We start from the raw sequence: 25,501 nt of genomic DNA, 5'->3' as shown, positions 1-25,501 counted from the left end.
GGTCATGTCGTTACAGAGTAGCAAGGAACATAAAGTGAACGGAATGACCACCACCGCCGTATGTTCCCCTCACCCTAACCCTCTCCCCGGAGGGGCGAGGGGATTGCTCAGTGCTCGCATTAATTTGTGGGGAACCCTCAGCCCCGTGGGAGAGGGTTAGGGTGAGGGCATCAGACCGCACGAATACCCAACAATGAAGATGCCCCTGCGTTACCACTCAGAAGTTCTTCTGTTTCTCCATCCCACAAAATACGGCCCTCCGCGATCACCACCGATCGCGGCGCGATGCGTGCGGCATCTTCAATGCTGTGCGAAACCATCAGCATCGTCAGTTGTTCGCGCTCGCAAACCTCCTCAACCAGCGAGAGCATTTCCTGACGCAGAGCCGGGTCGAGCGCCGAAAAGGGTTCGTCGAGCAGCAGCAGCGGCTGCTTGCGCACCAGACAGCGTGCCAGCGCCACGCGCTGGCGCTGGCCGCCGGAAAGCTCCCCCGGAAGTCTGTTGATAAACGCAGACAGGCCCATTTGTTCGGCGATCGCCTCCAGCGTCTGACGCTGCGCAGCACTGAGCTTTAACCCCGGATCCATACCCAGCGCGATGTTCTGCCAGACCGTAAGATGATTGAACAGATTGTTTTCCTGAAACAGCATCGACACCGGGCGCTTAGCCGGCGGAGCGTAGGTAAACTCGCCGTTATCAATGACGATCGACCCGCTGGCAGGCTGCAAAAAACCGGCAATCAGATTGAGCAGGGTACTTTTTCCGGCCCCGCTGGGGCCAAGCACTGCGATTCGCTCTCCCTGACGAACGGAGAGGGTAAAACGCATTGGCAGGTGCTCATAAAGCCAGGTTACATCAGTCAGTTTTAACATCACGCCCCGGAAGTTTTTCGATAACGGTAAATAACGCAAAGCACAGCAGCAACAGGAGCAGCGCCGTGACGGCGCCGTCTTGGCTACGATAGGAGCCAATTTGCTGATAAAGCCAGAACGGCAGCGTGCGGAAATCCTCGTTGCCGAAGAGCGCCACTACGCCAAAATCGCCAATCGACAGCACGCAGGCAAACGCCAGCGCCTGGGCGAGCGGACGTTTCAGTGCGCGCAATTCTACCACCTTCAGGCGCTGCCAGCCCTGCATGCCCAGCGACTGACACAGCAAGCTGTAGCGGCTGTTGACGTCGCGCATCGGGTTTTCCAGTACCTTGAGCGCGTAAGGGATGGCCATCAGTGCGTTGGTAAAAATGACGATGCCGTCGGCGCTTTCCGGCAGGCCGAGGGTGCTGTTGAACAGTAAAAAGAATCCGGTCGCCAGCACAATGCCCGGCATCGCCAGGATCAGCATACCCGTCAGTTCCAGCGCGTGTCCGGCTTTACGTGCATGACGCGCGTACAGCTCGCGGCTGCTCCAGAGCAGCATCATGGTCAGAATCACGCACAGTAGCCCGGCTGCCAGCGCAATGCGCAAGGAGGTCCACGTCGCTTGCCACAGGACAGGTTGTTGCAGTACCGACAACACATTGCGATTCAGTCCATCAACGATAACGGCCAGCAGCGGGGGCAGCAAAAGCAGGAGTGCCAGTGCGATCAGCATAAAATCCGCGACGCGGCTATACAGGCTGTCCTGCGGATCGCGCCAGCCTGTCATGTTATTGCTTCCTGCGGGGATCGTTTTGCTTAGCCTCTGGCTGAGTAACACCAGTGCCAGACAGCATACCATCTGCACGATCGCCAGCAGCGCGGCGCGGCCCGGATCGTAGTCGTAACTTAAAGCCTGATAGATCGCCAGCTCAATGGTGGTGGCCTGCGGCCCGCCGCCGAGAGAAAGTACGGTCGCGAAGCTGGCGAAGCAGAGCATAAAGATTAGCGCGGCAACCGGGGCAATCTGGCGTCGCAGCCACGGCCATTCGACAAAGCGGAAGAACGACCAGCCGCGCATGCCAAGCTGGGCGGCAATTTGGCGCTGCTCGCCGGGAATGTTCTCCAGCGCCTGTAAAAAGAGGCGCGTCGCCATCGGCATATTGAAAAAAATATGCGCCAGCAGAATGCCCTTCAGGCCGTAAGGGGAGAAGGACCATTCCAGACCAAGCAGGTTAAAGAGGGAGGCCAGCCAGCCCTGGCGACCGTATACGCTCAGAATCCCGAACACCGCCACCAGCACGGGCAGGATCAGCGTCATGGCACACAGGCGCAGCAGGGCCAGCCTGCCGGGAAAACGTCTGCGATAGAGGGCGCGGGCGAGGAAAATGGCCGGGATGACTGACAGCAGCGCGGAGAGAAACGCCTGCCAGAACGAGAAACGGATGACGTGCCAGAGATAGCTGTCGTGCCAGAGGGCAAGCAGATCGCTCTCTGGCGCGTTAAACCACAGCGCGAGAAACGCTCCCAGGCTGACGACCACCATCAGTATAGCGGCGAGCAGCCCGGGAACTAACCAGCCGGGGATCAGCGGCTGACGGCGCGTTGCCATTCACTTATCCATGCGGCGCGCTGGGTGGCAACCTGCTGCGGCGTAAATTCCAGGGAGGTTTGCGGTTTGTTCAGCTGCTCAAAACCTGCCGGCAGCGCAACATCAGTGACCGGGTACATCCAGTTTCCTGTCGGAATAGCATTCTGGAATGCCGGTGAAACCATAAACTTCAGGAATTTCTCGGCGAGCTCCGGCTGTTTGCTCGCGGCGGTGCGGGCGGCCACTTCCACCTGCAAATAATGTCCTTCAGCAAAGTTCGCGGCGGCGTAGTTGTCTTTCTTCTCGGCGATAATGTGGTAGGCCGGAGAAGTCGTGTAGCTCAGCACAAGGTCGCTTTCGCCTTTCAGGAACAGGCCGTAGGCTTCGCTCCAGCCTTTGGTGACGGTAACGGTTTTCGCAGCCAGTTTCTGCCACGCCTCAGGCGTTTTGTTGCCATAGACTTTCTGCATCCACAACAGCAGCCCCAGACCCGGCGTGCTGGTGCGCGGATCTTCATAAATCACGCGCCACTTCTGATCGCTTTCGACCAGCTCTTTCAGGCTTTTGGGCGGATTCTTCAGCTTGTTTTTATCGTAGACAAACGCAAAGTAACCGTAATCAAAGGGTACGAAGGTGTCGTTTTTCCAGCCGCCCGGCACGTTGACGGCATCTGCCGCCACGCCGCTTTTGGCGAACAGTCTGGTTTGAGTGGCGGCTTGCAGCAGGTTGTTATCCAGCCCGAGCACCACGTCGGCTTTGCTGTTTTTGCCTTCCATACGCAGCCGGTTAAGCAGAGAGACACCATCTTCCAGCGCCACGAATTTCAGCTCGCAGTTGCAGTCGGCTTCAAAGGCTTTTTTCACCGCCGGGCCGGGGCCCCAGTCGGCGGAGAAGGAGTCGTAGGTGTAGACCGTCAGGACAGGCTTAGCAAAAACAGGCAGCGCAAACAGCGCCAGCAGAGGAAGAACGTTTTTTAACACTTTGCACCTCAGGGTTGAGTGGCAAAGGATTTTGAGAGACAGCCTCAAATCCCTTCGCCGGCGTTATCCGGATCAGGTTCGACGGGTATTATCTCAGCGCACATCAGTGATGCAGCACCCCGTTGAGAACGGCGCTATTGTAATGATTTGGTGAATATTACGAAAGCGTTATGGCTCCGGCGGCGCAAACCACGCGGATTTAAAATCAAACCAGCCCAGGGTATTCATTCGCAGGCCGCGCATGCTGCGCTGACCCTGGATCAGCAGCCAGTGGTGAATCAACGGTACGATCGTCTGCCCGGCCAGCAGCTCCTGACACCAGGCGGCCAGATCCATTTCTCCTGCCCGCCACCGTGCGGCGTCTCGCTGCCAGTCCCGCTTGATACAGTGCTGAATCAGGGGCACTTCATACAGGTGCGAGAAGAGCGAAAAATCAAGCGGCAGCGTGAAGTTCGCACTGTTGAGCCAGATATCGCTGATAACATCTCCACGGTGCCATTCATCATAGTCCACTTCCTGTATCGCCAGCGTCACGCCCTCGGCTGCCAGCAGCTTACTCATGATCCTTGCGATAAACCGGTGCTCAATGTGATCGCGATAGTAGCTGAGGGTGATGGTCTCCAGTCCGGCAGGTTTTTCACTGCGTACTGGCTGCGCATGGTGCCAGCGCGGAAGCAGGCCATAGGCCGGGAACCACCAGGTCTGGTATTGCTCTTCAGCGTGATAAATCAGGTTAGCGGGAGCCAGAATATGGCTGATCCACTTGCGGACGTCGTGATTCGCCCCGCGATGGCTGCGGCTGTCAAAAAGCAGATAGTAGCAACCCTCTTCCAGGCGACTCTCGAACGCCTTTTCGCTGGTTGTTGGCCCTTCCAGCGTCAGGCCTGCGCTCAGCTCTTCGTTGAGATCCGGTAGTACCCAGACGTTGACTTCGTCGATCAGCGCCCTATAGCCAAAGTAATCATCAAAGGCGCGGATCTTCAGCTGATTACTGTTGTTCCGTGAAACGGAGTAGGGGCCCGTACCAATCGGCTGGCTGGAAAAATTGTTCAGGGATCGCCACTCGGCAGGCAGGATCATCGAGGGTACGTAGCCCAGAAGCCACGGAAGCCATTTGTCCGGCTGCGATAGCTCAATATCCAGGGTCCAGGCCGTGGGGGAGTGGATCCGCGCGATATGCGAATAGAGCGGCAGCGTGCGGGCGCGCTCTAAGGAATCGATAACGTCGCGCATCTCCAGCTCGCGTCCATGGTGGAAATGAATGCCGGGACGTAAAAAGAAGCGCCAGTGCAACGGAGACACCTGTTGCCAGTGATGGGCAATATCCGCTTCCAGTTCCCCGTTTTCCTCATTTATCCGCGTCAGACCGCTAAAAATCTGCCGGGCCATGTGGGTTTCAGAGCGACGTAACGCCGTACCGGGCAACAGATTTTTCATTGGGCGATAGTAAAGCACTCGCAGAATGTGGCGTCCCTGACGAAAGCTGCGTCCCAGATGCGAGACCAGCATCTGGCGCACGGCGGCTTTGTCGCCCACCAGCTGGACCAGCTGATCGATGCGGTCCTGCTCCAGCAGATCCTCCGCCCGCTGTTGCTGCAACGCCAGGCCGGTATAGAGGAAAGTCAGGCGCGAGCGCTTACCGCGTCCGGCTTCGGCCTCCCAGTTTAGCCAGCCCTGCTGCTGCATGGTGTTAAGGAGGGTACGCATATGACGCCGGGAGCAGTTGAGGAGCTCAGCCAGCTCGTTCAGCGTGGTCTCCTGCGATTGCCCCTCGCAGCACTGCCAGAGGCGGATAAATTGTTGTTGCAGACGACCAGAAGGCATAAAAGAGGAACTCCTGACAAAAAATCAGCAATTTATTAATCCCTATATTAAGCCAATAATCCTTATCGATGAAGCGAGGAGGTAAATTATGAAGAGGTCTACCGCACGTCAGTTTTATCAGCACTATTTTTCAGCGACAAAGGGAGTGTCCTGGCTGGCCCGCCAGTGCGCAGAGCAGCGGCTGAGAATACTGGAAGATCTGATGCAGTGGGACGTTACGAAACCGACCTCTTCTCGCTAACTCGCCTCGATCATGTGTGACTGAGTATTGGTGCTAATCACCCGCCAGCAAAATGTTTTTGCTGGCTTTTTTCGTTTACTATTTCACCCAATTTCGATTCGCTTTCATAAGGACTTGCGCATGCTCTGGTTGATGACGATGGGGCGACGCCTGAACGGCGTGTACGCCGCTTTTATGCTGGTGGCCTTCATGATGGGCGTGGCCGGTGCGCTACAGGCGCCGACGCTGAGCCTGTTTCTCAGTCGTGAGGTTGGGGCGCAGCCATTTTGGGTAGGCCTGTTCTACACCGTCAACGCCATTGCCGGGATCCTCGTCAGCCTGTGGCTGGCGAAACGATCCGACAGCCAGGGCGATCGCCGCAAGCTGATCCTCTTTTGTTGCGCCATGGCCGTGGGCAACGCGTTGCTGTTTGCCTTTAATCGTCACTACCTGACGCTTATCACCTGTGGCGTGCTGTTGGCCTCTCTGGCGAACACCGCCATGCCGCAGCTCTTCGCCCTGGCCCGGGAGTACGCCGACAACTCGGCGCGGGAAGTGGTGATGTTCAGCTCGGTGATGCGTGCGCAGCTCTCTCTCGCATGGGTCATCGGCCCCCCGCTGGCGTTCATGCTGGCGCTGAACTACGGTTTCACCGTCATGTTCACCATCGCCGCGGGAATTTTTGCCATCAGCCTGGCGCTGATAGCCTTTGTGCTGCCATCGGTGGCGCGCGTAGAGCAAGCGACGGACAAGCCCATCACCCAGGTAAGCGGCTGGCAGGATAAACACGTCCGCATGTTGTTTATCGCCTCCACGCTGATGTGGACCTGCAACACCATGTACATTATCGATATGCCGCTGTGGATCAGCAGCGATCTGGGACTGCCCGACAAGCTCGCGGGGATCCTGATGGGCACCGCTGCCGGGCTGGAGATCCCGGCGATGATTCTGGCGGGTTACTACGTAAAACGTTTCGGAAAGCGTCGGATGATGGTCGTCGCCGTGGCGGCTGGGGTGGTGTTCTACGCGGGGTTAATCCTTTTCCATTCGCGGGAAGCTTTGCTGGCGTTACAGCTATTTAACGCGGTATTTATCGGAATCGTTGCCGGGATCGGCATGCTCTGGTTCCAGGATTTAATGCCGGGGCGAGCAGGCTCCGCGACCACGCTGTTTACTAACAGTATCTCTACCGGCGTGATTCTGGCAGGGGTGATTCAGGGGGCGCTGTCGCAAAGCTATGGACATGCATCCGTGTACTGGGTGATCGCAGCGATTTCGGTCATCACGCTTGTGTTAACGTGCCGGGTTAAAGACGTTTGATTCTGGAAGGCGGCTTCACGAAATGAAACGATTTTCTGACAGGAGCAGAGAAGGCGCATAGAGTGCGTGACGGGTGCTTGAGGCTGTTTGCCTCAGGCTTTCGCAAGAGGCAAACAGTGGAGAGTCCCACATCAAAAAAACTGATGGGGAGACCAACTTCACAACCAACATTGCGAGGTTAGTCTCTTCATTGCCGAAAAGCAATAAGGAGGCTGGAATGCCAAAACGTACTCTGCTGTTAGGTTTGTTTCTGATCTGTACGACGTTGTTGATCTTCACCTGGATGGTGCGCGACTCGCTGTGTGAGCTGCACTTCAGACAGGAGAAAACAGAGCTGGCGGCAGTGTTGGCTTACGAAGCAAAACGTTAGCGGTATTGGCGGGGTTTTTCCCCGCCTCGCCAGAGTGGTTACGCCTCAACGCACCCTTATCAATGGCCCGCGCCCTGCGGGCCATTGCCTTTAGCCCATAAACGCAGGCTGTTTTTTCTCGTAGGTGGAGATAGCCTCTTCGTGCTGCAGCGTCAGGCCAATGCTATCCAGACCGTTCAGCATGCAGTGGCGACGGAACGCATCAATGCTAAAGCTGTAGGTCTTGTCACCGGCTTTCACCACTTCTGCTTCCAGATCCACTTCAAACGACATCCCCGGATTTGCCTGCACCAGCGCAAACAGTTCATCGACCTGTTCGTCACTCAGCGTCACCGGCAGCAGCTGGTTGTTGAAGCTGTTGCCATAGAAGATATCCGCGAAGCTTGGGGCGATAACCACTTTAAAACCGTAGTCGGTCAATGCCCATGGCGCGTGTTCACGCGACGATCCGCAGCCAAAGTTTTCCCGCGCCAGCAAAATGGAGGCGCCTTTGTATTCCTGAAAGTTCAGGACGAATTCCGGGTTCGGCACTTCGCCTTTATCGTCGAGGAAGCGCCAGTCGTTGAACAGATGCGCCCCAAAACCCGTGCGCGTCACTTTCTGCAAAAACTGTTTAGGAATGATCGCGTCAGTATCGACGTTAGCGGCGTCCAGCGGGACAACACGGCCCGTATGTTGGGTAAATTTCTCTGCCATGATTGTCTCCTTATTTCAGGCTGCGAATATCGGCGAAATGACCGGTGACTGCCGCAGCGGCGGCCATTGCCGGGCTGACCAGGTGGGTGCGCCCACCGCGGCCCTGACGGCCTTCAAAGTTACGGTTGCTGGTGGAGGCACAGCGCTCGCCCGGATTCAGGCGGTCGTTGTTCATCGCCAGACACATGGAGCAGCCGGGCAGGCGCCACTCGAAGCCTGCTTCGATAAAGATCTTATCCAGACCTTCCGCTTCCGCCTGGGCTTTCACCGGACCGGAGCCCGGCACAACCAGCGCCTGCACGCCCGGTGCCACTTTGCGGCCTTTTGCAATTTCTGCCGCAGCGCGTAAATCTTCGATACGGGAGTTAGTGCAGGAGCCGATGAACACTTTATCAATGCTCACGTCGGTCAGCGGTACGCCGGGTTTCAGCCCCATATAGGCCAGCGCCTTTTCCGCACTCGCGCGCTCGACCGGATCGGCGAAGGAAGCCGGGTCAGGAATGCTGTCGTTGACGGAAATGACCTGGCCCGGGTTGGTGCCCCAGGTGACTTGCGGGGCGATCTCTTCCGCCTGCAACGTCACAACGGTATCAAAAATTGCCCCCTCGTCCGTTTTCAGGGTTTTCCAGTACGCTACCGCGTCGTCAAAATCCTGTCCTTTCGGCGCATGAAGACGCCCCTCCACATAGTTGAAGGTGGTGTCGTCTGGGGCTACCAGTCCTGCTTTGGCACCCATCTCAATGGCCATGTTGCACAGGGTCATACGACCTTCCATGCTCAGCGCCTGGATAGCGTCGCCGCAGAACTCAACGACGTGACCGGTACCACCTGCACTGCCGGTTTTGCCGATAATCGCCAGCACGATATCTTTCGCGGTGATACCCGGCGCGGCTTTCCCCTTCACTTCAATCTTCATGGTTTTGGCGCGGCCCTGCTTCAGGGTCTGCGTCGCCAGAACGTGTTCCACTTCAGAGGTGCCAATCCCGAACGCCAGGGCGCCAAATGCGCCGTGCGTCGCGGTGTGGGAGTCGCCGCAGACAATGGTCATGCCCGGCAGAGTAATACCCTGTTCAGGTCCCATTACGTGGACGATGCCCTGATAGGGGTGGTTCAGATCGTACAGCTCCACGCCAAACTCGTTACAGTTCTTAATCAGCTCCTGCATCTGGATACGTGCCATCTCGCCAGATGCATTAATGTCTTTGGTCTGGGTGGAAACGTTGTGATCCATCGTGGCAAAGGTTTTACCCGGCTGACGCACCGGGCGCTTGTGCGCACGCAGGCCGTCAAATGCCTGAGGAGACGTCACTTCGTGTACCAGATGACGGTCGATGTACAACAGTGGGGTTTCGTCTGGCGTCTCGTAAACAACGTGCGCATCAAACAACTTCTCATATAACGTCTTAGCCATGATTACACCCCTTCAGCGACATAGCGGGCAATGATGTCGCCCATTTCATCGGTACTGACTGCCGCCGTGCCGCGTGCTAAATCACCGGTACGGACGCCTTCTTCTAACGCCCGGTTAATGGCGTTTTCAATTGCGGTTGCTGCATCGCCTGCATCCAGGCTGTAGCGCAGCAGCAGAGCCAGAGAGAGGATCTGCGCAATCGGGTTGGCGATGTTTTTGCCTGCGATATCCGGCGCGGAGCCCCCCGCCGGTTCGTACAGGCCAAAGCCTTCTTCGTTCAGGCTGGCGGAGGGCAGCATTCCCATGGAGCCAGTGATCATGGCGCATTCATCCGAGAGAATATCGCCGAACAGGTTGGAGCACAGCAACACGTCAAACTGAGACGGATCTTTGATCAGCTGCATCGTTGCGTTGTCGATATACATATGCGACAGCGCAACGTCCGGGTACTGCTTAGCGACTTCACTGACGATTTCGCGCCACAAGATGGAAGACTGGAGCACGTTCGCTTTATCAATAGAGGTCACTTTACGGCGGCGTTTGCGCGCTGACTCAAACGCGATATGGGCGATACGTTCAATTTCAAAACGGTGATAGACCTCGGTATCAAACGCTTTCTCATGCTGACCGCTGCCTTCGCGACCTTTTGGCTGACCGAAGTAGATGCCGCCGGTCAGCTCACGCACGCAGAGAATGTCGAAACCGTTGGCCGCGATATCCGCGCGCAGCGGGCAGAACTCTTCCAGCCCCGGGTACAGCTTCGCCGGACGCAGGTTGCTGAACAGTTTGAAATGTTTACGCAGCGGCAGCAGCGCACCGCGCTCCGGCTGCTCTGCTGGCGGCAAATGTTCCCACTTAGGGCCGCCCACGGAGCCAAACAGCACGGCATCGGCATTTTCACAGCCTTCCACAGTGGCTTTCGGCAATGGCGTACCGTGGTTATCAATCGCAATACCGCCCACATCGTAGTGGCTGGTGGTAATTTTCATCGCAAAACGCGAACGAACGGCTTCCAGTACTTTCAGCGCCTGTGCCATCACTTCCGGGCCAATACCGTCACCCGGCAACACAGCAATATGGTAATTCTTCGACATCACACGGTTTCCTTGTTGTTCTCTTTATTCTGAGCTTTGCGTTGCAACTCTTTTTCGACTTCGGCGGCACGCCAGATGTTGTTCAGGACATGCACCATCGCTTTCGCGGAGGATTCGACGATATCTGTCGCCAGACCCACACCGTGGAAGCGGCGACCGTTATAATTGACGACGATATCCACCTGACCCAGGGCGTCTTTACCGTGCCCTTTAGCCGTCAGGTCGTATTTCACCAGCTCTACGTCGTACTCAGTGACGCGGTTAATCGCCTGGTAAATGGCATCCACAGGGCCGTTGCCGTTGGCGGCTTCCGCTTTAATTTCATCCCCGCAGGCCAGCTTCACGGAGGCGGTGGCGATGTCGCTTGAGCCGGACTGGACGTTGAAGTAGTCCAGACGGAAGTGCTCTGGCTCTTCCTGCTGTTTGTTGATGAATGCCAGCGCTTCCAGATCGTAATCGAACACCTGGCCCTTCTTGTCCGCCAGCTTCAGGAAGGCGTCGTACAGCTGATCCATGTTGTAATCGCTGTCCTTGTAGCCCATCTCTTCCATACGGTGCTTCACTGCCGCGCGACCAGAGCGTGAGGTCAGGTTCAACTGAACCTGGTTCAGACCGATGGATTCCGGAGTCATGATTTCGTAGTTTTCACGGTTCTTCAGCACCCCATCCTGGTGGATACCGGAAGAGTGAGCGAACGCGCCCGTACCGACAATCGCTTTGTTGGCCGGGATCGGCATGTTGCAAATCTGGCTGACGGTCTGGCTGGTGCGCCAGATTTCGTTGTGATTGATGCGTGTGTGCACGTCCATGATGTCTTTGCGCACTTTGATCGCCATGATCACTTCTTCCAGCGAACAGTTGCCTGCGCGTTCGCCGATGCCGTTCATCGCGCCTTCTACCTGACGCGCGCCGGCGTGCACCGCCGCGATAGCATTGCCAACGGCCAGACCCAGGTCATCGTGGGTGTGTACAGAGATAATGGCTTTATCAATATTTGGTACGCGGTCATACAGACCGGTAATGATGTTGGCAAACTCAAACGGCATGGTGTAGCCGACGGTATCCGGGATGTTGATGGTTCTGGCTCCGGCATTAATAGCGGCTTCCACTACACGGGCCAAATCGTCAATCGGCGTGCGGCCTGCATCTTCACAGGAAAATTCCACGTCGTCTGTGTAGTTACGCGCCCGTTTAACCATATACACCGCACGTTCGATCACTTCATCCAGCGTGCTGCGCAACTTGGTTGCAATGTGCATGGGGGAGGTGGCAATAAAAGTATGGATACGGAAAGCTTCTGCAACTTTCAGGGATTCCGCGGCCACATCGATATCTTTCTCAACGCAGCGAGCCAGAGCGCACACGCGGCTGTTTTTGATGGTGCGGGCGATGGTCTGCACTGACTCAAAATCACCCGGCGAGGAGACAGGAAAACCGACCTCCATTACGTCTACACCCATGCGTTCCAGGGCCAGCGCAATTTGCAGTTTTTCTTTAACACTCAGGCTCGCCTGTAATGCCTGTTCACCGTCACGTAAAGTAGTATCGAAAATAACGACTTGCTGGCTCATGGGTTAGGTCCTTGTCAGTCTTAGGGCGCCTTGCTACGAGCATAAAAAAACCCGCGCAGTGGCGCGGGTTTTTAGTTTTACTGAAGACGATTCAACGCTGAATTTCGCCCGCCAGTCTACCGCGCACAGTGGATGCGTTTAGTAGTAGTAGACCGGTGAAACGAAGGGTGCGAATCATGAATCCTGCTCCAGGTGAATGCGATATGCTTTTAGTGGTACTGGATACGCCGACTCATGTCAACCCCTCCCCGACAAAACGGGGACCCAACGCAGGGAGAATACATTAGCTAATTGTGCTGGTTTTTGCGTGGCTAACCGATTTTATTGTCTATTATTGGACTGGGGATTCATCTCTGGAATAATTTGAATATAATTGGTAGCAATTGAACATACTATTTTCATCAACATGCTATGAAATGGAATGTGTTTCATATCATTGATTTATAGACTTCATGAATGATTTACGGGTAAGTAAGTTATCAAAATTGATATCAATTTGTTAATGAATATGCGTTGTATACTATTAATAGTTTAATAACGCTTAAGTCATTATTAATGAGAGCGTTGATTGTGTATTTGTCTGGTTTATGGTTTCATGCTCACAATAAAGTTTGAGATATCTTTGAACGATTTTTAACTCTTCATTTATGGGGTGCGTAAAGCCGCTCGGTGAATGGGGCTCTTTATATATTCCGAATTTTAAATAATTTCCTTTCGCTTGTTGTATATGCATGGTAAATCATATTTTTCGAAGTTATTCCTGTACCTGGGCAAAGGGAATTTAGCGTGACGGTGGAGTCAGAAATGCCAGAAAATAATATTAACCAACCACAGACTTATGATGGGGTTAAGCCTCAGTTACGCACAGTGGATCTTAACTTGTTAACTGTATTCGATGCAGTGATGCAGGAGCAGAATATTACGCGAGCAGCGCAATCTCTGGGAATGTCTCAGCCTGCCGTGAGTAATGCCGTAGCCAGACTTAAGGTGATGTTTAACGACGAGTTATTCGTTCGTTATGGGAGGGGAATTCAGCCCACAGCGCGTGCATTCCAGCTATTCGGTTCGATTCGTCAGGCGCTACAGCTAGTTCAAAATGAACTTCCCGGTTCGGGCTTTGAACCCTTAAGCAGTGAGCGGGTTTTCCATCTCTGTGTTTGCAGTCCGTTAGATAATTATTTGACGTCTGTTATATATAATAAAGTTGAACAGATCGCCCCAAATATTCATCTCGTTTTTAAATCATCATTAAATCAAAACACTGAACACCAGCTTCGTTATCAGGAAACAGAGTTTGTTCTGGGATACGAAGAGTTCCGCCGTCCAGAGTTTGCCTGTGTTCCGTTGTTCAAAGACGAAATGGTGTTAGTCGCCAGTAAAAAACATCCCCGTATGAATTCGCCGCTGCGTGAAAGCGATGTTTACAGTGAGCAACACGCCGTTGTTGCTCTTGACAGATATGCCTCATTCAGTCAGCCGTGGTATGACACCGCCGATAAACAAGCCTGCGTGGCTTATCAGGGAATGGCCATGGTCAGCGTATTAAATGTCGTTTCTCAGACACAGTTAGTCGCTATTGCGCCGCGCTGGCTTGCTGAAGAGTTCTCCGATTCACTGAATCTGCAAATTTTACCTCTGCCGCTCAAGCTTAATAGCCGGACCTGTTATCTTTCCTGGCATGAGGCTGCGGGTCGGGATAAAGGGCATCAGTGGATGGAAGAGCTGCTGATCAATATTTGCCGTCGCTAGGTTCTGGTGAATAAACCGCATGGCGTCATGCGGTTTATTCTGCGGTTTTTAAAACTGGCGATATTTTGTGCTGTGTTAATTTTTTCAGTTACTTATGCATGCTCAAAAATAGATGATTTCCTGATCCATCCTCTTTTTAAGAGATGAATTATTATTGTCTCCACTCATACCAGACGAATTCACCATATTCATGTCTGTCAGCTGTTTTTTCTGCTTTTATTGCTCATTCCCGCATCCCGTTTGCTAATTGCCTGCCTCATAACGAGCGGTTAAGGTATCCATCACTCTGCACATTATAAGATGGGTTTACCCTGTCAGAAGACGGCGCGGAAATGAATTCTGTAGACCGTCTATAACAAAAGCCTGGAGGCAAAGCATGGAGATGTTGTCTGGCGCGGAAATGGTCGTCCGATCGCTTATCGATCAGGGCGTGAAACAAGTGTTCGGCTATCCCGGAGGCGCGGTTCTCGATATTTATGACGCGCTGCACACGGTAGGCGGTATTGATCATGTTCTGGTTCGTCATGAACAGGCTGCTGTGCATATGGCTGACGGCCTGGCCCGCGCCACGGGCGAAGTGGGTGTTGTGCTGGTCACTTCCGGGCCGGGGGCGACCAATGCCATTACTGGCATAGCGACTGCGTATATGGACTCTATTCCACTGGTCATTCTTTCCGGACAGGTGGCGACGTCGCTGATTGGCTATGATGCGTTTCAGGAGTGCGACATGGTGGGGATCTCACGCCCCGTGGTGAAGCACAGCTTTCTGGTTAAACAAACTGAAGATATCCCGGGCGTACTGAAAAAAGCCTTCTGGCTGGCCGCCAGCGGTCGTCCTGGGCCAGTGGTTGTCGATCTGCCAAAAGATATTCTCAATCCGGGGAATAAACTGCCTTACCTTTGGCCTGAGTCGGTGAGCATGCGTTCGTATAATCCGACCACGCAAGGGCACAAAGGACAGATTAAACGTGCGCTGCAAACGCTGCTGGCTGCGAAAAAACCGGTGGTCTATGTGGGGGGAGGCGCCGTCAATGCAGCCTGCGAAACGCAACTACGCGAACTGATCGAGAAGCTTAATCTTCCTGTCGCGTCATCACTGATGGGGCTGGGGGCGTTCCCTGCCACGCATCGGCAGGCGCTGGGCATGCTGGGTATGCACGGCACCTACGAAGCCAATATGACGATGCACAATTCTGACGTGATTTTTGCCGTCGGCGTGCGTTTTGACGATCGCACCACGAACAACCTGGCGAAATACTGCCCGAATGCGACGGTGCTGCACATTGATATCGATCCTACTTCTATCTCTAAAACGGTGCCGGCGGATGTGCCGATCGTGGGAGACGCACGACAGGTGCTGGATCAAATGTTGGATCTGCTGGCGCAGGAGACCGCCTCTCAACCGCTGGACGAGATCCGCGACTGGTGGCAACAAATCGAGCAATGGCGTGGCCGTCAGTGCCTTAAATACGACACGCAAAGTGAGAACATCAAACCGCAGGCGGTGATCGAGACGATCTGGCGTCTGACCAATGGCGATGCGTATGTCACTTCTGACGTGGGCCAGCATCAGATGTTTGCTGCGCTGTATTACCCGTTTGATAAACCGCGTCGCTGGATCAACTCAGGCGGGCTCGGCACGATGGGCTTTGGTTTGCCCGCCGCGCTGGGGGTAAAGCTGGCGTTGCCAAACGAAACGGTTATTTGCGTAACGGGTGACGGCAGTATACAGATGAATATTCAGGAACTTTCCACTGCGCTGCAATATGAACTGCCAGTGCTGGTGCTGAACCTGAATAACGGTTACCTCGGCATGGTAAAACAGTGGCAGGATATGATTTATTCGGGCCGTCACTCCCAGTCCTATATGAAATCACTTCCGGACTTTGTCCGTCTGGCTGAAGCCTATGGTCATATTGGCATGCGGGTAACCGATCCGTCAGAGCTGGAAGCGAAGCTCGGCGAAGCGCTTGAGCACGTTAAAAACAATCGCCTTGTCTTCATGGACGTTATCGTCGATGGCACAGAGCACGTTTATCCGATGCATATTCGTGGCGGTGGTATGGATGAAATGTGGTTAAGCAAAACGGAGAGAACCTGATATGCGCCGGATATTATCTGTATTACTGGAAAATGAGTCGGGCGCACTGTCGCGGGTTATTGGGCTTTTTGCCCAGCGCGGCTATAACATTGAAAGCCTGACCGTCGCACCGACCGATGACCCTACGCTCTCGCGCATGACGATCCAGACTGTCGGCGATGCGAAAGTGCTTGAGCAGATCGAAAAGCAATTGCACAAGCTGGTGGACGTACTGCGCGTCAGCGAGCTGGGGCAGGGGGCTTACGTCGAACGTGAAGTGATGCTGGTGAAAATTCAGGCCAGCGGTTACGGCCGTGAAGAGGTCAAGCGCAACACGGATATTTTCCGTGGGCAGATTATTGACGTCACGCCTTCTATATATACTGTCCAGCTTGCCGGAACGAGCGATAAGCTGGACGCTTTCCTGGCCTCTGTCAGGGATGTGGCAAAAATTGTTGAAGTTGCGCGCTCTGGCGTTGTTGGCCTCTCGCGCGGCGATAAAATCATGCGTGAGTAGCGCAATAGGTTCGCCTCTTTCAGCCCGGTAGCCAAAGCCGGGCTTTTTTTTGCGTAATCCGCCGACAACGCAGACAAAAGCGGTTGCCGTGAAGGCTATTCTGCGTTTAGATGTTAAAATATTTAACCATAACCTTGACAGGGCCATGGACTCTTTTCTTTTTTTGAGGGGCAATTGTGAAACTGGATGAAATCGCCCGGCTCGCCGGCGTGTCGAGAACCACGGCCAGCTATGTGATTAACGGTAAAGCAAAGCAGTATCGTGTCAGCGATAAGACCGTTGAGAAAGTGATGGCAGTCGTTCGTGAGCATAATTACCATCCGAATGCTGTCGCAGCAGGTTTACGTGCCGGGCGCACCCGCTCTATTGGCCTGGTGATCCCGGACCTGGAAAACACCAGCTATACCCGCATCGCCAACTATCTAGAACGTCAGGCTCGTCAGCGGGGCTATCAGCTGTTGATTGCCTGCTCCGAGGATCAGCCCGACAACGAGATGCGCTGCATTGAGCATCTGCTGCAACGTCAGGTTGATGCCATCATCGTGTCGACCTCTTTACCACCCGAGCATCCGTTCTATCAGCGCTGGGCGAACGATCCGTTCCCGATAGTGGCGCTGGATCGTGCGCTCGATCGTGAACATTTCACCAGCGTGGTGGGTGCCGATCAGGACGATGCAGAAATGCTGGCTGCCGAGCTGCGTACCTTCCCGGCTGAAACGGTGCTGTATCTTGGCGCTTTGCCTGAACTTTCGGTAAGCTTCCTGCGTGAACAAGGGTTCCGTACGGCATGGAAAGACGATCCGCGTGACGTTCATTATCTCTATGCCAACAGTTATGAGCGCGAAGCGGCTGCCCAGCTGTTCGAGAAATGGCTGGAAACGCACCCGATGCCGCAGGCGTTGTTTACCACCTCGTTTGCTCTGTTGCAGGGAGTGATGGACGTGACGTTACGTCGCGATGGCAAGCTGCCATCCGATCTGGCGATTGCTACCTTCGGTGATAACGAACTGCTCGACTTCCTGCAATGTCCAGTGCTGGCGGTGGCTCAGCGTCACCGCGACGTCGCCGAGCGCGTGCTGGAGATTGTTCTGGCAAGCCTGGATGAACCCCGCAAGCCGAAACCCGGGCTTACGCGTATCAAACGTAATCTCTATCGGCGCGGAATTTTGAGCCGCCATTAATATTTCCACAGGGGCGGTATAACTGCCCCTTTTGCGGCGAATTTATTGCGATAAATAATTCCCGGATAAAAATTAGGATTTATCTCTAAGATTCATAGCCTGCTATTTTTCTGAATCCATTTTGGTGTTAAAAAGCACAATTATAAATTTTTGACTGACATTTCTTTGTATTGTTTTGTTACAAACAGGCGCCAGCCGATGAATATTCAGCCATTTTTCACTCTCCCTCCAGGCCTCAATGCACACGAACGAATCCATATTGCCTCGGGATTAAACTGGTGCTGTTATCCCCCGGCGATATGCCTTAAAATGCTGCCCGCGTCGCAAACTGACACTTTATATTTCCCTGCGATGATATTGAGTGAGTCTTAACGCTCGTGTGCATATTCGGTTTTTTTCTTACAAATATTCATAACGTTAATTTTGCCTCGCCAGTTGTTTAGTTATTAGCCAGGTCACTCTTGCTCTGTAAATAGGATGCTTTCGGGTCCGTACAGAGAGAGTCCTGGCTTGACAAGCTTTTCCCTCGCTCCGTAAACTCCTTCAGGTGGGAATTTGTGGGTTAAAGTGGTGAGGAGGGGTGAGGCTGGCATGTTCCGTGGAGCAACGTTAGTCAATCTCGACAGCAAAGGGCGTTTATCGGTACCAACCCGATACCGTGACCAGCTGATTGAGAACGCTTCGGGTCAACTGGTTTGCACCATTGACATCAACTCCCCCTGCCTGCTGCTTTATCCTTTGCCTGAATGGGAAATCATTGAGCAAAAGCTGTCGCGACTGTCGAGCATGAACCCGCAGGAACGCCGCGTACAGCGGTTGTTATTGGGACATGCCAGTGAATGTCAGATGGATAGCGCCGGGCGATTATTGATTGCGCCTGTGTTGCGGCAACATGCCGGTCTGACTAAAGAAGTGATGCTGGTCGGGCAGTTCAACAAGTTTGAACTGTGGGACGAAACGACCTGGTATCAACAGGTCAAGGAAGATATCGACGCTGAGCAGTCTGATTCCGCAACATTATCGGAACGGCTGCAGGACTTGTCTCTATAAATATGATGGAAAATTATAAACATACAACGGTGCTGCTGGATGAGGCCGTTAACGGCCTGAATATTCGTCCAGATGGCATCTATATTGATGGCACTTTTGGTCGCGGTGGCCACTCGCGTTTGATCCTCTCTCAGCTTGGAGCGGAAGGGCGCCTGCTGGCAATTGACCGCGATCCGCAGGCGATTGCCGTTGCGCAAACCATCGATGACCCTCGCTTTTCCATCGTGCATGGACCTTTCTCTGCGCTTGCGGATTATGTCGCCGAGCGCGGCCTGACCGGCAAAATCGACGGGATCCTCCTCGATCTTGGCGTCTCTTCACCACAGCTTGATGATGCAGAACGCGGCTTCTCCTTTATGCGCGACGGTCCGCTGGATATGCGTATGGACCCCACCCGCGGCCAGTCTGCCGCCGAGTGGTTACAAACTGCTGACGAAGCGGATATTGCCTGGGTGATCAAAACCTTCGGCGAAGAACGCTTTGGCAAACGTATTGCGCGCGCCATCGTGGAGCGCAACCGCGTTGAGCCAATGACCCGTACCAAAGAGCTGGCAGAAGTCATCGCGGCGGCAACGCCAGTGAAGGACAAGCACAAACATCCTGCGACCCGCACCTTCCAGGCGGTTCGTATCTGGGTAAACAGTGAACTGGAGGAAATAGAGCTGGCGCTAAAAAGCTCGCTCGACGTGCTGGCCCCGGGTGGGCGGTTATCCATCATCAGCTTCCATTCGCTGGAAGATCGCATCGTTAAGCGCTTTATGCGTGAACAGAGCCGCGGTCCGCAGGTTCCAGCTGGGCTGCCGATGACGGAAGAACAACTCAGAAAGCTGGGAGGCCGTCAGTTGCGAGCATTAGGCAAGTTGATGCCGGGCGAAGAAGAGGTGGCAGAGAATCCACGTGCCCGTAGTTCAGTGCTGCGTATTGCAGAGAGGACGAACGCATGATCAGCAGAGTGACAGAGACCCTAAGCAAAGTTAAGGGATCGTTAGGAAGTAACGAGCGCCATGCCTTGCCTGGCGTGATCGGTGACGATCTTTTGCGGTTTGGGAAGCTGCCACTCTGCTTGTTCATTTGCATCATTGTGACGGCAGTCATGGTGGTAACCACCGCTCACCATACCCGTTTGTTAACTGCGCAGCGCGAACAGATGGTACTGGAACGCGATGCGCTGGATATTGAATGGCGAAATCTGATCCTTGAAGAAAACGCGCTAGGCGATCACAGCCGGGTTGAACGGATCGCAACGGAAAAACTGCAATTACAGCATGTTGATCCTTCGCAGGAAAATATCGTAGTACAAAAATAAGGGAAAACGCGACGCATGAAAGCAGCGGCAAAAACGCTAAAACCAAAACGCCAGGAAGAACAGGCCAACTTTATCAGTTGGCGTTTTGCGTTGCTTTGCGGCTGCATTTTACTGGCGCTGGGTTTCCTGCTGGGGCGCGTGGCGTGGCTACAAATCATCGCGCCTGACATGCTGGTGCGTCAGGGGGATATGCGTTCTCTGCGCGTGCAGGAAGTTTCTACCTCTCGTGGGATGATCACCGACCGCTCCGGCCGCCCGCTGGCGGTGAGCGTACCGGTGAAGGCGATCTGGGCCGATCCTAAAGAGCTGCATGACGCAGGCGGGATCACCCTTGATAACCGCTGGAAGGCGCTCTCAGACGCGTTGAAAATGCCGCTGGATCAGCTGGCGTCACGCGTTAACGCCAACCCGAAAGGGCGCTTCATCTATCTTGCCCGTCAGGTGAACCCTGATATGGCTGACTACATTAAAAAACTCAAGCTGCCCGGCATTCATCTGCGGGAAGAATCCCGCCGTTATTATCCTTCCGGCGAAGTCACCGCGCACCTGATTGGCTTCACCAACGTGGATAGCCAGGGGATTGAAGGCGTTGAAAAAAGCTTCGACAAGTGGCTTACCGGCCAGCCTGGCGAGCGAATCGTGCGTAAAGACCGCTATGGTCGCGTCATTGAAGATATTTCCTCGACAGACAGCCAGGCCGCGCACAACCTGGCCCTGAGTATTGATGAGCGCTTGCAGGCGCTGGTCTATCGTGAGCTGAACAACGCCGTCGCGTTTAACAAGGCGGAATCGGGCAGTGCCGTGCTGGTGGATGTGGCGACAGGTGAAGTGCTGGCGATGGCCAGTAGTCCCTCATACAACCCGAATAATTTTGCCGGTACAGCAAAAGATGCGATGCGTAACCGCTCCATCACCGATGTGTTTGAACCCGGTTCAACCGTAAAACCTATGGTGGTGATGACGGCTCTACAGCGAGGCATCGTCAACGAAAATACCGTTCTGAATACGATCCCTTATCGAATTAACGGCCACGAAATAAAAGACGTGGCACGTTACAGCGAACTGACCCTGACCGGGGTCTTACAGAAGTCGAGTAACGTCGGTGTGTCAAAACTGGCGTTAGCGATGCCGTCCTCAGCGTTAGTAGATACTTACTCACGTTTTGGGCTGGGAAAGGCGACCAATTTGGGGTTGGTCGGAGAACGCAGTGGCTTATATCCTCAAAAACAACGGTGGTCTGACATAGAGAGGGCCACCTTCTCTTTCGGCTACGGGCTAATGGTAACTCCCTTACAGTTAGCGCGAGTCTACGCAACGATTGGCAGCTATGGCATTTATCGCCCGCTGTCGATCACCAAAGTTGATCCACCGGTTCCGGGGGAACGTGTTTTCCCGGAATCTATCGTTCGTACCGTCGTACATATGATGGAAAGCGTCGCGCTGCCCGGTGGTGGTGGTGTGAAGGCCGCGATTAAGGGCTATCGTATCGCCATCAAAACCGGTACAGCGAAAAAAGTGGGGCCGGACGGCCGCTATATCAACAAATACATTGCCTATACCGCAGGCGTAGCGCCTGCAAGCAATCCGCGTTTTGCGCTGGTGGTCGTCATCAACGATCCGCAGGCGGGTAAATACTACGGCGGCGCCGTCTCCGCGCCTGTGTTCGGGGCTATTATGGGCGGCGTGTTGCGCACCATGAACATTGAACCGGATGCGCTGGCGACGGGCGAAAAAAGTGAATTTGTAATTAATCAAGGCGAGGGAACAGGTGGCAGATCGTAATTTGCGCGACCTTCTTGCTCCGTGGGTGCCTATGCTACCTGCGCGAGCACTGCGAGAGATGGTACTGGACAGCCGCGTAGCGGCTTCTGGCGATCTTTTTGTGGCAGTGGTAGGTCATCAGGCGGACGGGCGTCGTTATATCCCGCAGGCGATTGCGCAAGGTGTTGCTGCCATTATTGCTGAGGCCAAAGATGAGGCAACAGACGGTGAGATCCGTGAAATGCACGGCGTGCCGGTCATCTATCTCAGCCAACTGAATGAGCGTCTCTCCGCGCTGGCAGGACGTTTTTACAACGAACCTTCCGACCAGTTAAAGCTTGTTGGCGTGACAGGAACCAACGGAAAAACCACCACCACTCAGTTGATGGCGCAATGGGCTCAGCTGCTGGGTGAAACCGGTGCCGTCATGGGCACGGTGGGGAACGGTATTCTGGGCAAAGTAAGCCCGACGGAAAACACTACAGGCTCGGCGGTTGACGTGCAGCGTGTGCTGGCAGGCCTTGCAGAGCAGGGGGCGACCTTCGCGGCTATGGAGGTCTCCTCCCATGGCCTGGTACAACATCGCGTGGCGGCACTGAAATTTGCCGCCTCTGTCTTTACAAACCTGAGCCGCGATCACCTTGATTATCATGGTGATATGGAGCACTACGAAGCGGCGAAATGGCTGCTTTATTCCACTCACCACCACGGGCAGGCGATCATTAACGCCGACGACGAAGTCGGTCGCCGCTGGCTGGAAAAACTGCCAGATGCGGTGGCGGTGTCGATGGAAGATCGCATTAATCCGAACTGTCGTGGCCGCTGGCTGAAGGCAGTCGAAGTGAACTACCACGATAGCGGGGCGACGATCCGCTTTGCTTCCACCTGGGGTGAAGGTGAAATTGAAAGCCGCCTGATGGGGGCTTTCAACGTCAGTAACCTGCTGCTGGCGCTGGCGACGCTGCTGGCGCTGGGTTACCCGATGGTGGATCTGCTGAAAACGTCTGAGCGTTTGCAACCGGTCTGTGGCCGCATGGAAGTGTTCAGTGCGCCGGGCAAGCCGACGGTGGTCGTGGATTACGCCCACACGCCGGATGCGCTGGAAAAAGCGCTGGAAGCGGCGCGTCTGCACTGCGCAGGCAAGCTCTGGTGCGTGTTTGGCTGCGGTGGCGATCGCGACAAGGGCAAACGTCCGCTGATGGGCGCCATCGCTGAGCAGTTCGCGGATATTCCCGTGGTGACCGATGACAACCCGCGTACCGAAGAGCCGAGGGCCATTATCAACGACATTCTGGCGGGCATGCTGGATGCGGGTCGTGCGCGCGTGGTCGAAGGCCGTGCGGAGGCCGTGACTAACGCCATTATGCAGGCGCAGGTGAACGATGTGGTTCTGCTGGCCGGTAAAGGTCATGAGGATTATCAGATCGTCGGCAATCGTCGTCTGGATTACTCCGACCGCGTGACGGCAGCGCGTCTGCTGGGAGTGGTGGCATGATTAGCATTACGTTAAGCCAGGCCGCTGCGGTATTGCAGGGGATGCTGCATGGTCAGGATCTGACCATCGAGGCTGTGACCACCGACACCCGTAAGGTGACGGCGGGCTGCCTGTTTGTGGCGCTGAAGGGTGAACGTTTTGACGCCCACGATTTTGCGCAACAGGCTAAAGATAACGGCGCGGGTGCGCTGCTGGTCAACCGTAAGCTCGATATCGATTTGCCGCAGATTGTGGTGAAAGATACGCGCCTGGCGTTTGGTGAGCTGGCGGCATGGGTTCGCCAGCAGGTGCCAACACGCATCGTGGCGCTGACGGGCTCGTCGGGCAAAACCTCCGTTAAAGAGATGACGGCGGCGATCCTTAGCCAGTGCGGAAACACGCTTTATACGGCGGGCAACCTTAATAATGACATTGGTGTACCGATGACGCTGCTGCGCCTGACCCACGAGCATGAATATGCGGTGATTGAGTTAGGGGCTAACCATCAGGGCGAAATCGCCTGGACCGTGAGCCTGACGCGTCCGGAAGCGGCGCTGGTGAATAACCTGGCGGCGGCACATCTTGAAGGTTTTGGTTCGCTGGCCGGTGTGGCGAAAGCGAAAGGTGAAATTTATACCGGCCTGCCGGATGACGGCATCGCCATTATGAATGCCGATAACAATGACTGGCTGAACTGGCAGAGCATCATTGGTTCACGCAAAACCTGGCGCTTCTCCCCGAATGCGGCAAACAGTGATTTTTCGGCGACCAACATTCATGTGACGTCACACGGCACCGAGTTCACCCTCACGACCCCAACGGGCGACATCGACGTGCTGCTGCCTCTGCCGGGTCGTCATAACATCGCCAATGCGCTTGCTGCGGCAGCGCTCTCAATGGCGGTAGGGGCCTCACACGCTGCGATAAAAACTGGTCTGGCGAATTTAAAAGCCGTGCCGGGGCGTCTGTTCCCAATCCAGCTGGCTGAAAACAAACTCCTGCTGGATGACTCCTACAACGCTAACGTCGGCTCCATGATGGCGGCCGTGCAGGTCTTGTCTGAGATGCCGGGCTATCGCGTGATGGTTGTTGGCGATATGGCCGAGCTGGGTGATGAAAGCGAAGCCTGCCACGTACAGGTTGGCGAAGCGGCGAAAGCCGCCGGGCTTGACCGCGTACTGAGCGCAGGCACGCTGAGCAAGGCCATTTCCGATGCCAGTGAAGTTGGCGAACATTTTGCCGATAAATCTGCACTGATCGAACGCCTGAAGGCATTGATTACAGAAAAACAGATTGTGACTGTTTTAGTTAAAGGTTCACGTAGTGCCGCCATGGAAGAGGTTGTGCACGCATTACAGGAGAACGGGACATGTTAGTTTGGCTGGCCGAACATTTGGTCAAATATTATTCAGGCTTTAACGTCTTTTCCTATCTGACGTTTCGCGCCATCGTCAGCCTGCTGACTGCGCTGTTCATCTCGTTGTGGATGGGCCCGCGCATGATTGCCCGTCTGCAAAAACTCTCTTTCGGCCAGGTCGTGCGTAACGACGGTCCGGAATCGCATTTCAGCAAGCGCGGTACGCCGACCATGGGCGGGATCATGATCCTGACCGCGATTGTGGTGTCCGTTCTGCTGTGGGCTTATCCGTCTAACCCCTACGTCTGGTGCGTGCTGACCGTTCTGGTTGGCTACGGGATCATCGGTTTTGTTGATGACTACCGCAAAGTCGTGCGCAAAGACACCAAAGGTTTGATCGCCCGCTGGAAGTATTTCTGGATGTCGGTAATTGCGCTGGGTGTGGCCTTCGCGCTTTACCTGGCAGGAAAAGACACCCCGGCCACCGAGCTGGTGGTGCCGTTCTTCAAAGACGTGATGCCGCAGCTGGGGCTGTTCTATATTCTGCTGGCTTACTTTGTGATCGTCGGCACCGGCAACGCCGTCAACCTGACCGATGGTCTGGACGGCCTGGCCATCATGCCAACCGTGTTTGTCGCGGGCGGTTTCGCGCTGGTGGCGTGGGCGACCGGTAACATGAACTTTGCAAACTACCTGCACATCCCGTACCTGCGACACGCTGGTGAGCTGGTGATCGTCTGTACGGCGATTGTCGGCGCGGGGCTGGGCTTCCTGTGGTTCAACACCTATCCGGCGCAGGTCTTTATGGGCGACGTCGGTTCACTGGCACTGGGCGGCGCGCTGGGCATTATCGCCGTGCTGCTGCGTCAGGAGTTCCTGCTGGTGATTATGGGCGGTGTGTTTGTGGTTGAGACCCTGTCGGTGATTTTGCAGGTCGGTTCCTTCAAGCTGCGCGGCCAGCGCATCTTCCGTATGGCACCGATTCACCACCACTATGAACTGAAAGGCTGGCCGGAGCCGCGCGTCATTGTGCGCTTCTGGATTATTTCGCTGATGCTGGTGCTGATTGGCCTGGCAACGCTGAAGGTACGTTAA

At 54.8% G+C, this 25,501-nt stretch carries 23 protein-coding genes and 1 riboswitch; of the genes, 14 read left to right on the top strand and 9 right to left on the bottom strand.

Annotation, left to right across the window (positions count from 1 at the left end):
• Positions 1 to 170: 170 nt before the first annotated feature.
• From thiQ to sgrR, 4 genes are all read right to left on the bottom strand, one after another.
• A complete protein-coding gene (gene thiQ / locus ACOTX2_RS14505; RefSeq protein WP_032625461.1) occupies positions 171 to 872 on the bottom strand; it encodes a thiamine ABC transporter ATP-binding protein ThiQ in 702 nt (233 codons plus the stop codon).
• Positions 856 to 2,466: a thiamine/thiamine pyrophosphate ABC transporter permease ThiP gene (gene thiP / locus ACOTX2_RS14500; RefSeq protein ID WP_063148355.1), complete on the bottom strand. Its 1,611-nt coding sequence runs from the start codon at positions 2,464 to 2,466 to the stop codon at positions 856 to 858. The genes thiQ and thiP overlap by 17 nt, the downstream gene beginning before the upstream one ends.
• A complete protein-coding gene (thiB, locus tag ACOTX2_RS14495; protein ID WP_023299313.1) occupies positions 2,442 to 3,425 on the bottom strand; it encodes a thiamine ABC transporter substrate binding subunit in 984 nt (327 codons plus the stop codon). Before thiB ends, thiP begins: the two co-directional genes overlap by 25 nt.
• A gap of 31 nt (positions 3,426 to 3,456) precedes the next feature.
• Positions 3,457 to 3,557: riboswitch (TPP riboswitch) on the bottom strand.
• A 36-nt stretch (positions 3,558 to 3,593) separates the two neighbouring features.
• A complete protein-coding gene (gene sgrR, locus ACOTX2_RS14490) occupies positions 3,594 to 5,249 on the bottom strand; it encodes an HTH-type transcriptional regulator SgrR (RefSeq protein ID WP_063148356.1) in 1,656 nt (551 codons plus the stop codon).
• A gap of 88 nt (positions 5,250 to 5,337) precedes the next feature.
• Here sgrR and sgrT point away from each other — a divergent pair, with 88 nt between their 5' ends.
• The 3 genes from sgrT (at position 5,338) to ACOTX2_RS14475 (ending at position 7,159) form a co-directional block, all read left to right on the top strand.
• Complete coding sequence (sgrT, locus tag ACOTX2_RS14485) at positions 5,338 to 5,490, top strand: glucose uptake inhibitor SgrT (protein ID WP_003856388.1); 153 nt, start codon at positions 5,338 to 5,340, stop codon at positions 5,488 to 5,490.
• Positions 5,491 to 5,610: 120 nt separating this feature from the next.
• Positions 5,611 to 6,789: a sugar efflux transporter gene (locus tag ACOTX2_RS14480; RefSeq protein WP_058645797.1), complete on the top strand. Its 1,179-nt coding sequence runs from the start codon at positions 5,611 to 5,613 to the stop codon at positions 6,787 to 6,789.
• 217 nt (positions 6,790 to 7,006) lie between these two features.
• Complete coding sequence (locus ACOTX2_RS14475; RefSeq protein ID WP_010427008.1) at positions 7,007 to 7,159, top strand: Hok/Gef family protein; 153 nt, start codon at positions 7,007 to 7,009, stop codon at positions 7,157 to 7,159.
• A gap of 90 nt (positions 7,160 to 7,249) precedes the next feature.
• Here ACOTX2_RS14475 and leuD read toward each other — a convergent pair whose 3' ends face one another.
• The 5 genes from leuD to leuL all read right to left on the bottom strand — a co-directional run bounded on the left by leuD (position 7,250) and on the right by leuL (position 12,109).
• A complete protein-coding gene (leuD, locus tag ACOTX2_RS14470) occupies positions 7,250 to 7,855 on the bottom strand; it encodes a 3-isopropylmalate dehydratase small subunit (protein WP_023299315.1) in 606 nt (201 codons plus the stop codon).
• A gap of 10 nt (positions 7,856 to 7,865) precedes the next feature.
• Positions 7,866 to 9,266, bottom strand: coding sequence for a 3-isopropylmalate dehydratase large subunit (leuC, locus tag ACOTX2_RS14465; protein ID WP_023299316.1), 1,401 nt, complete (start codon positions 9,264 to 9,266; stop codon positions 7,866 to 7,868).
• A 2-nt stretch (positions 9,267 to 9,268) separates the two neighbouring features.
• On the bottom strand, positions 9,269 to 10,360 hold the full coding sequence (gene leuB / locus ACOTX2_RS14460) for a 3-isopropylmalate dehydrogenase (RefSeq protein ID WP_022647034.1): 1,092 nt from the start codon (positions 10,358 to 10,360) through the stop codon (positions 9,269 to 9,271).
• A complete protein-coding gene (gene leuA / locus ACOTX2_RS14455; RefSeq protein ID WP_022647035.1) occupies positions 10,360 to 11,931 on the bottom strand; it encodes a 2-isopropylmalate synthase in 1,572 nt (523 codons plus the stop codon). Before leuA ends, leuB begins: the two co-directional genes overlap by 1 nt.
• 91 nt (positions 11,932 to 12,022) lie before the next feature.
• Positions 12,023 to 12,109, bottom strand: a complete 87-nt coding sequence (leuL, locus tag ACOTX2_RS14450; RefSeq protein ID WP_057979999.1) for a leu operon leader peptide — start codon at positions 12,107 to 12,109, stop codon at positions 12,023 to 12,025.
• A gap of 626 nt (positions 12,110 to 12,735) precedes the next feature.
• Between leuL and leuO the strand changes: the two genes are divergently transcribed.
• The 11 genes from leuO (at position 12,736) to mraY (ending at position 25,501) form a co-directional block, all read left to right on the top strand.
• The gene (gene leuO / locus ACOTX2_RS14445) at positions 12,736 to 13,680 is read left to right on the top strand and encodes a transcriptional regulator LeuO (RefSeq protein ID WP_038415328.1); all 945 of its coding nucleotides are present in this window, start codon (positions 12,736 to 12,738) and stop codon (positions 13,678 to 13,680) included.
• Positions 13,681 to 14,056: 376 nt separating this feature from the next.
• The gene (gene ilvI / locus ACOTX2_RS14440) at positions 14,057 to 15,781 is read left to right on the top strand and encodes an acetolactate synthase 3 large subunit (RefSeq protein WP_023299318.1); all 1,725 of its coding nucleotides are present in this window, start codon (positions 14,057 to 14,059) and stop codon (positions 15,779 to 15,781) included.
• Between the two features lies 1 nt (position 15,782).
• Complete coding sequence (gene ilvN / locus ACOTX2_RS14435) at positions 15,783 to 16,277, top strand: acetolactate synthase small subunit (protein ID WP_001252742.1); 495 nt, start codon at positions 15,783 to 15,785, stop codon at positions 16,275 to 16,277.
• Positions 16,278 to 16,453: 176 nt separating this feature from the next.
• Positions 16,454 to 17,458 (top strand): catabolite repressor/activator, encoded by a 1,005-nt coding sequence (gene cra, locus ACOTX2_RS14430; protein ID WP_003856369.1) that lies wholly within the window; start codon positions 16,454 to 16,456, stop codon positions 17,456 to 17,458.
• A gap of 591 nt (positions 17,459 to 18,049) precedes the next feature.
• The gene (mraZ, locus tag ACOTX2_RS14425; protein ID WP_014830641.1) at positions 18,050 to 18,508 is read left to right on the top strand and encodes a division/cell wall cluster transcriptional repressor MraZ; all 459 of its coding nucleotides are present in this window, start codon (positions 18,050 to 18,052) and stop codon (positions 18,506 to 18,508) included.
• A 2-nt stretch (positions 18,509 to 18,510) separates the two neighbouring features.
• Positions 18,511 to 19,452, top strand: coding sequence for a 16S rRNA (cytosine(1402)-N(4))-methyltransferase RsmH (gene rsmH / locus ACOTX2_RS14420; protein WP_003856366.1), 942 nt, complete (start codon positions 18,511 to 18,513; stop codon positions 19,450 to 19,452).
• Positions 19,449 to 19,814: a cell division protein FtsL gene (ftsL, locus tag ACOTX2_RS14415; protein WP_003856363.1), complete on the top strand. Its 366-nt coding sequence runs from the start codon at positions 19,449 to 19,451 to the stop codon at positions 19,812 to 19,814. The genes rsmH and ftsL overlap by 4 nt, the downstream gene beginning before the upstream one ends.
• Positions 19,815 to 19,829: 15 nt before the next feature.
• On the top strand, positions 19,830 to 21,596 hold the full coding sequence (gene ftsI, locus ACOTX2_RS14410; RefSeq protein WP_022647040.1) for a peptidoglycan glycosyltransferase FtsI: 1,767 nt from the start codon (positions 19,830 to 19,832) through the stop codon (positions 21,594 to 21,596).
• On the top strand, positions 21,583 to 23,070 hold the full coding sequence (murE, locus tag ACOTX2_RS14405) for a UDP-N-acetylmuramoyl-L-alanyl-D-glutamate--2,6-diaminopimelate ligase (RefSeq protein WP_063148357.1): 1,488 nt from the start codon (positions 21,583 to 21,585) through the stop codon (positions 23,068 to 23,070). The genes ftsI and murE overlap by 14 nt, the downstream gene beginning before the upstream one ends.
• Complete coding sequence (gene murF / locus ACOTX2_RS14400) at positions 23,067 to 24,425, top strand: UDP-N-acetylmuramoyl-tripeptide--D-alanyl-D-alanine ligase (RefSeq protein ID WP_063148358.1); 1,359 nt, start codon at positions 23,067 to 23,069, stop codon at positions 24,423 to 24,425. The genes murE and murF overlap by 4 nt, the downstream gene beginning before the upstream one ends.
• Positions 24,419 to 25,501 carry a phospho-N-acetylmuramoyl-pentapeptide-transferase gene (mraY, locus tag ACOTX2_RS14395; RefSeq protein WP_003856353.1) on the top strand — a complete coding sequence of 361 codons (1,083 nt, stop codon included), beginning with the start codon at positions 24,419 to 24,421 and terminating at the stop codon, positions 25,499 to 25,501. Before murF ends, mraY begins: the two co-directional genes overlap by 7 nt.

The organism is Enterobacter cloacae complex sp. IR5412, from assembly GCF_049237385.1.
Lineage (GTDB): Bacteria > Pseudomonadota > Gammaproteobacteria > Enterobacterales > Enterobacteriaceae > Enterobacter > Enterobacter intestinihominis.
This window is presented reverse-complemented; position numbering and strand designations above follow the sequence as displayed.

What these genes read in the sequence shown, in the direction of transcription:
- thiQ (WP_032625461.1), bottom strand. Translation starts at nt 872, where the DNA reads ATGTTAAAACTGACTGATGTAACCTGGCTTTATGAGCACCTGCCAATG.
- thiP (WP_063148355.1), bottom strand. Translation starts at nt 2,466, where the DNA reads ATGGCAACGCGCCGTCAGCCGCTGATCCCCGGCTGGTTAGTTCCCGGG.
- sgrR (WP_063148356.1), bottom strand. Translation starts at nt 5,249, where the DNA reads ATGCCTTCTGGTCGTCTGCAACAACAATTTATCCGCCTCTGGCAGTGC.
- sgrT (WP_003856388.1), top strand. Translation starts at nt 5,338, where the DNA reads ATGAAGAGGTCTACCGCACGTCAGTTTTATCAGCACTATTTTTCAGCG.
- ACOTX2_RS14480 (WP_058645797.1), top strand. Translation starts at nt 5,611, where the DNA reads ATGCTCTGGTTGATGACGATGGGGCGACGCCTGAACGGCGTGTACGCC.
- ACOTX2_RS14475 (WP_010427008.1), top strand. Translation starts at nt 7,007, where the DNA reads ATGCCAAAACGTACTCTGCTGTTAGGTTTGTTTCTGATCTGTACGACG.
- leuD (WP_023299315.1), bottom strand. Translation starts at nt 7,855, where the DNA reads ATGGCAGAGAAATTTACCCAACATACGGGCCGTGTTGTCCCGCTGGAC.
- leuC (WP_023299316.1), bottom strand. Translation starts at nt 9,266, where the DNA reads ATGGCTAAGACGTTATATGAGAAGTTGTTTGATGCGCACGTTGTTTAC.
- leuB (WP_022647034.1), bottom strand. Translation starts at nt 10,360, where the DNA reads ATGTCGAAGAATTACCATATTGCTGTGTTGCCGGGTGACGGTATTGGC.
- leuA (WP_022647035.1), bottom strand. Translation starts at nt 11,931, where the DNA reads ATGAGCCAGCAAGTCGTTATTTTCGATACTACTTTACGTGACGGTGAA.
- leuL (WP_057979999.1), bottom strand. Translation starts at nt 12,109, where the DNA reads ATGATTCGCACCCTTCGTTTCACCGGTCTACTACTACTAAACGCATCC.
- leuO (WP_038415328.1), top strand. Translation starts at nt 12,736, where the DNA reads ATGCCAGAAAATAATATTAACCAACCACAGACTTATGATGGGGTTAAG.
- ilvI (WP_023299318.1), top strand. Translation starts at nt 14,057, where the DNA reads ATGGAGATGTTGTCTGGCGCGGAAATGGTCGTCCGATCGCTTATCGAT.
- ilvN (WP_001252742.1), top strand. Translation starts at nt 15,783, where the DNA reads ATGCGCCGGATATTATCTGTATTACTGGAAAATGAGTCGGGCGCACTG.
- mraZ (WP_014830641.1), top strand. Translation starts at nt 18,050, where the DNA reads ATGTTCCGTGGAGCAACGTTAGTCAATCTCGACAGCAAAGGGCGTTTA.
- rsmH (WP_003856366.1), top strand. Translation starts at nt 18,511, where the DNA reads ATGATGGAAAATTATAAACATACAACGGTGCTGCTGGATGAGGCCGTT.
- ftsL (WP_003856363.1), top strand. Translation starts at nt 19,449, where the DNA reads ATGATCAGCAGAGTGACAGAGACCCTAAGCAAAGTTAAGGGATCGTTA.
- ftsI (WP_022647040.1), top strand. Translation starts at nt 19,830, where the DNA reads ATGAAAGCAGCGGCAAAAACGCTAAAACCAAAACGCCAGGAAGAACAG.
- murF (WP_063148358.1), top strand. Translation starts at nt 23,067, where the DNA reads ATGATTAGCATTACGTTAAGCCAGGCCGCTGCGGTATTGCAGGGGATG.
- mraY (WP_003856353.1), top strand. Translation starts at nt 24,419, where the DNA reads ATGTTAGTTTGGCTGGCCGAACATTTGGTCAAATATTATTCAGGCTTT.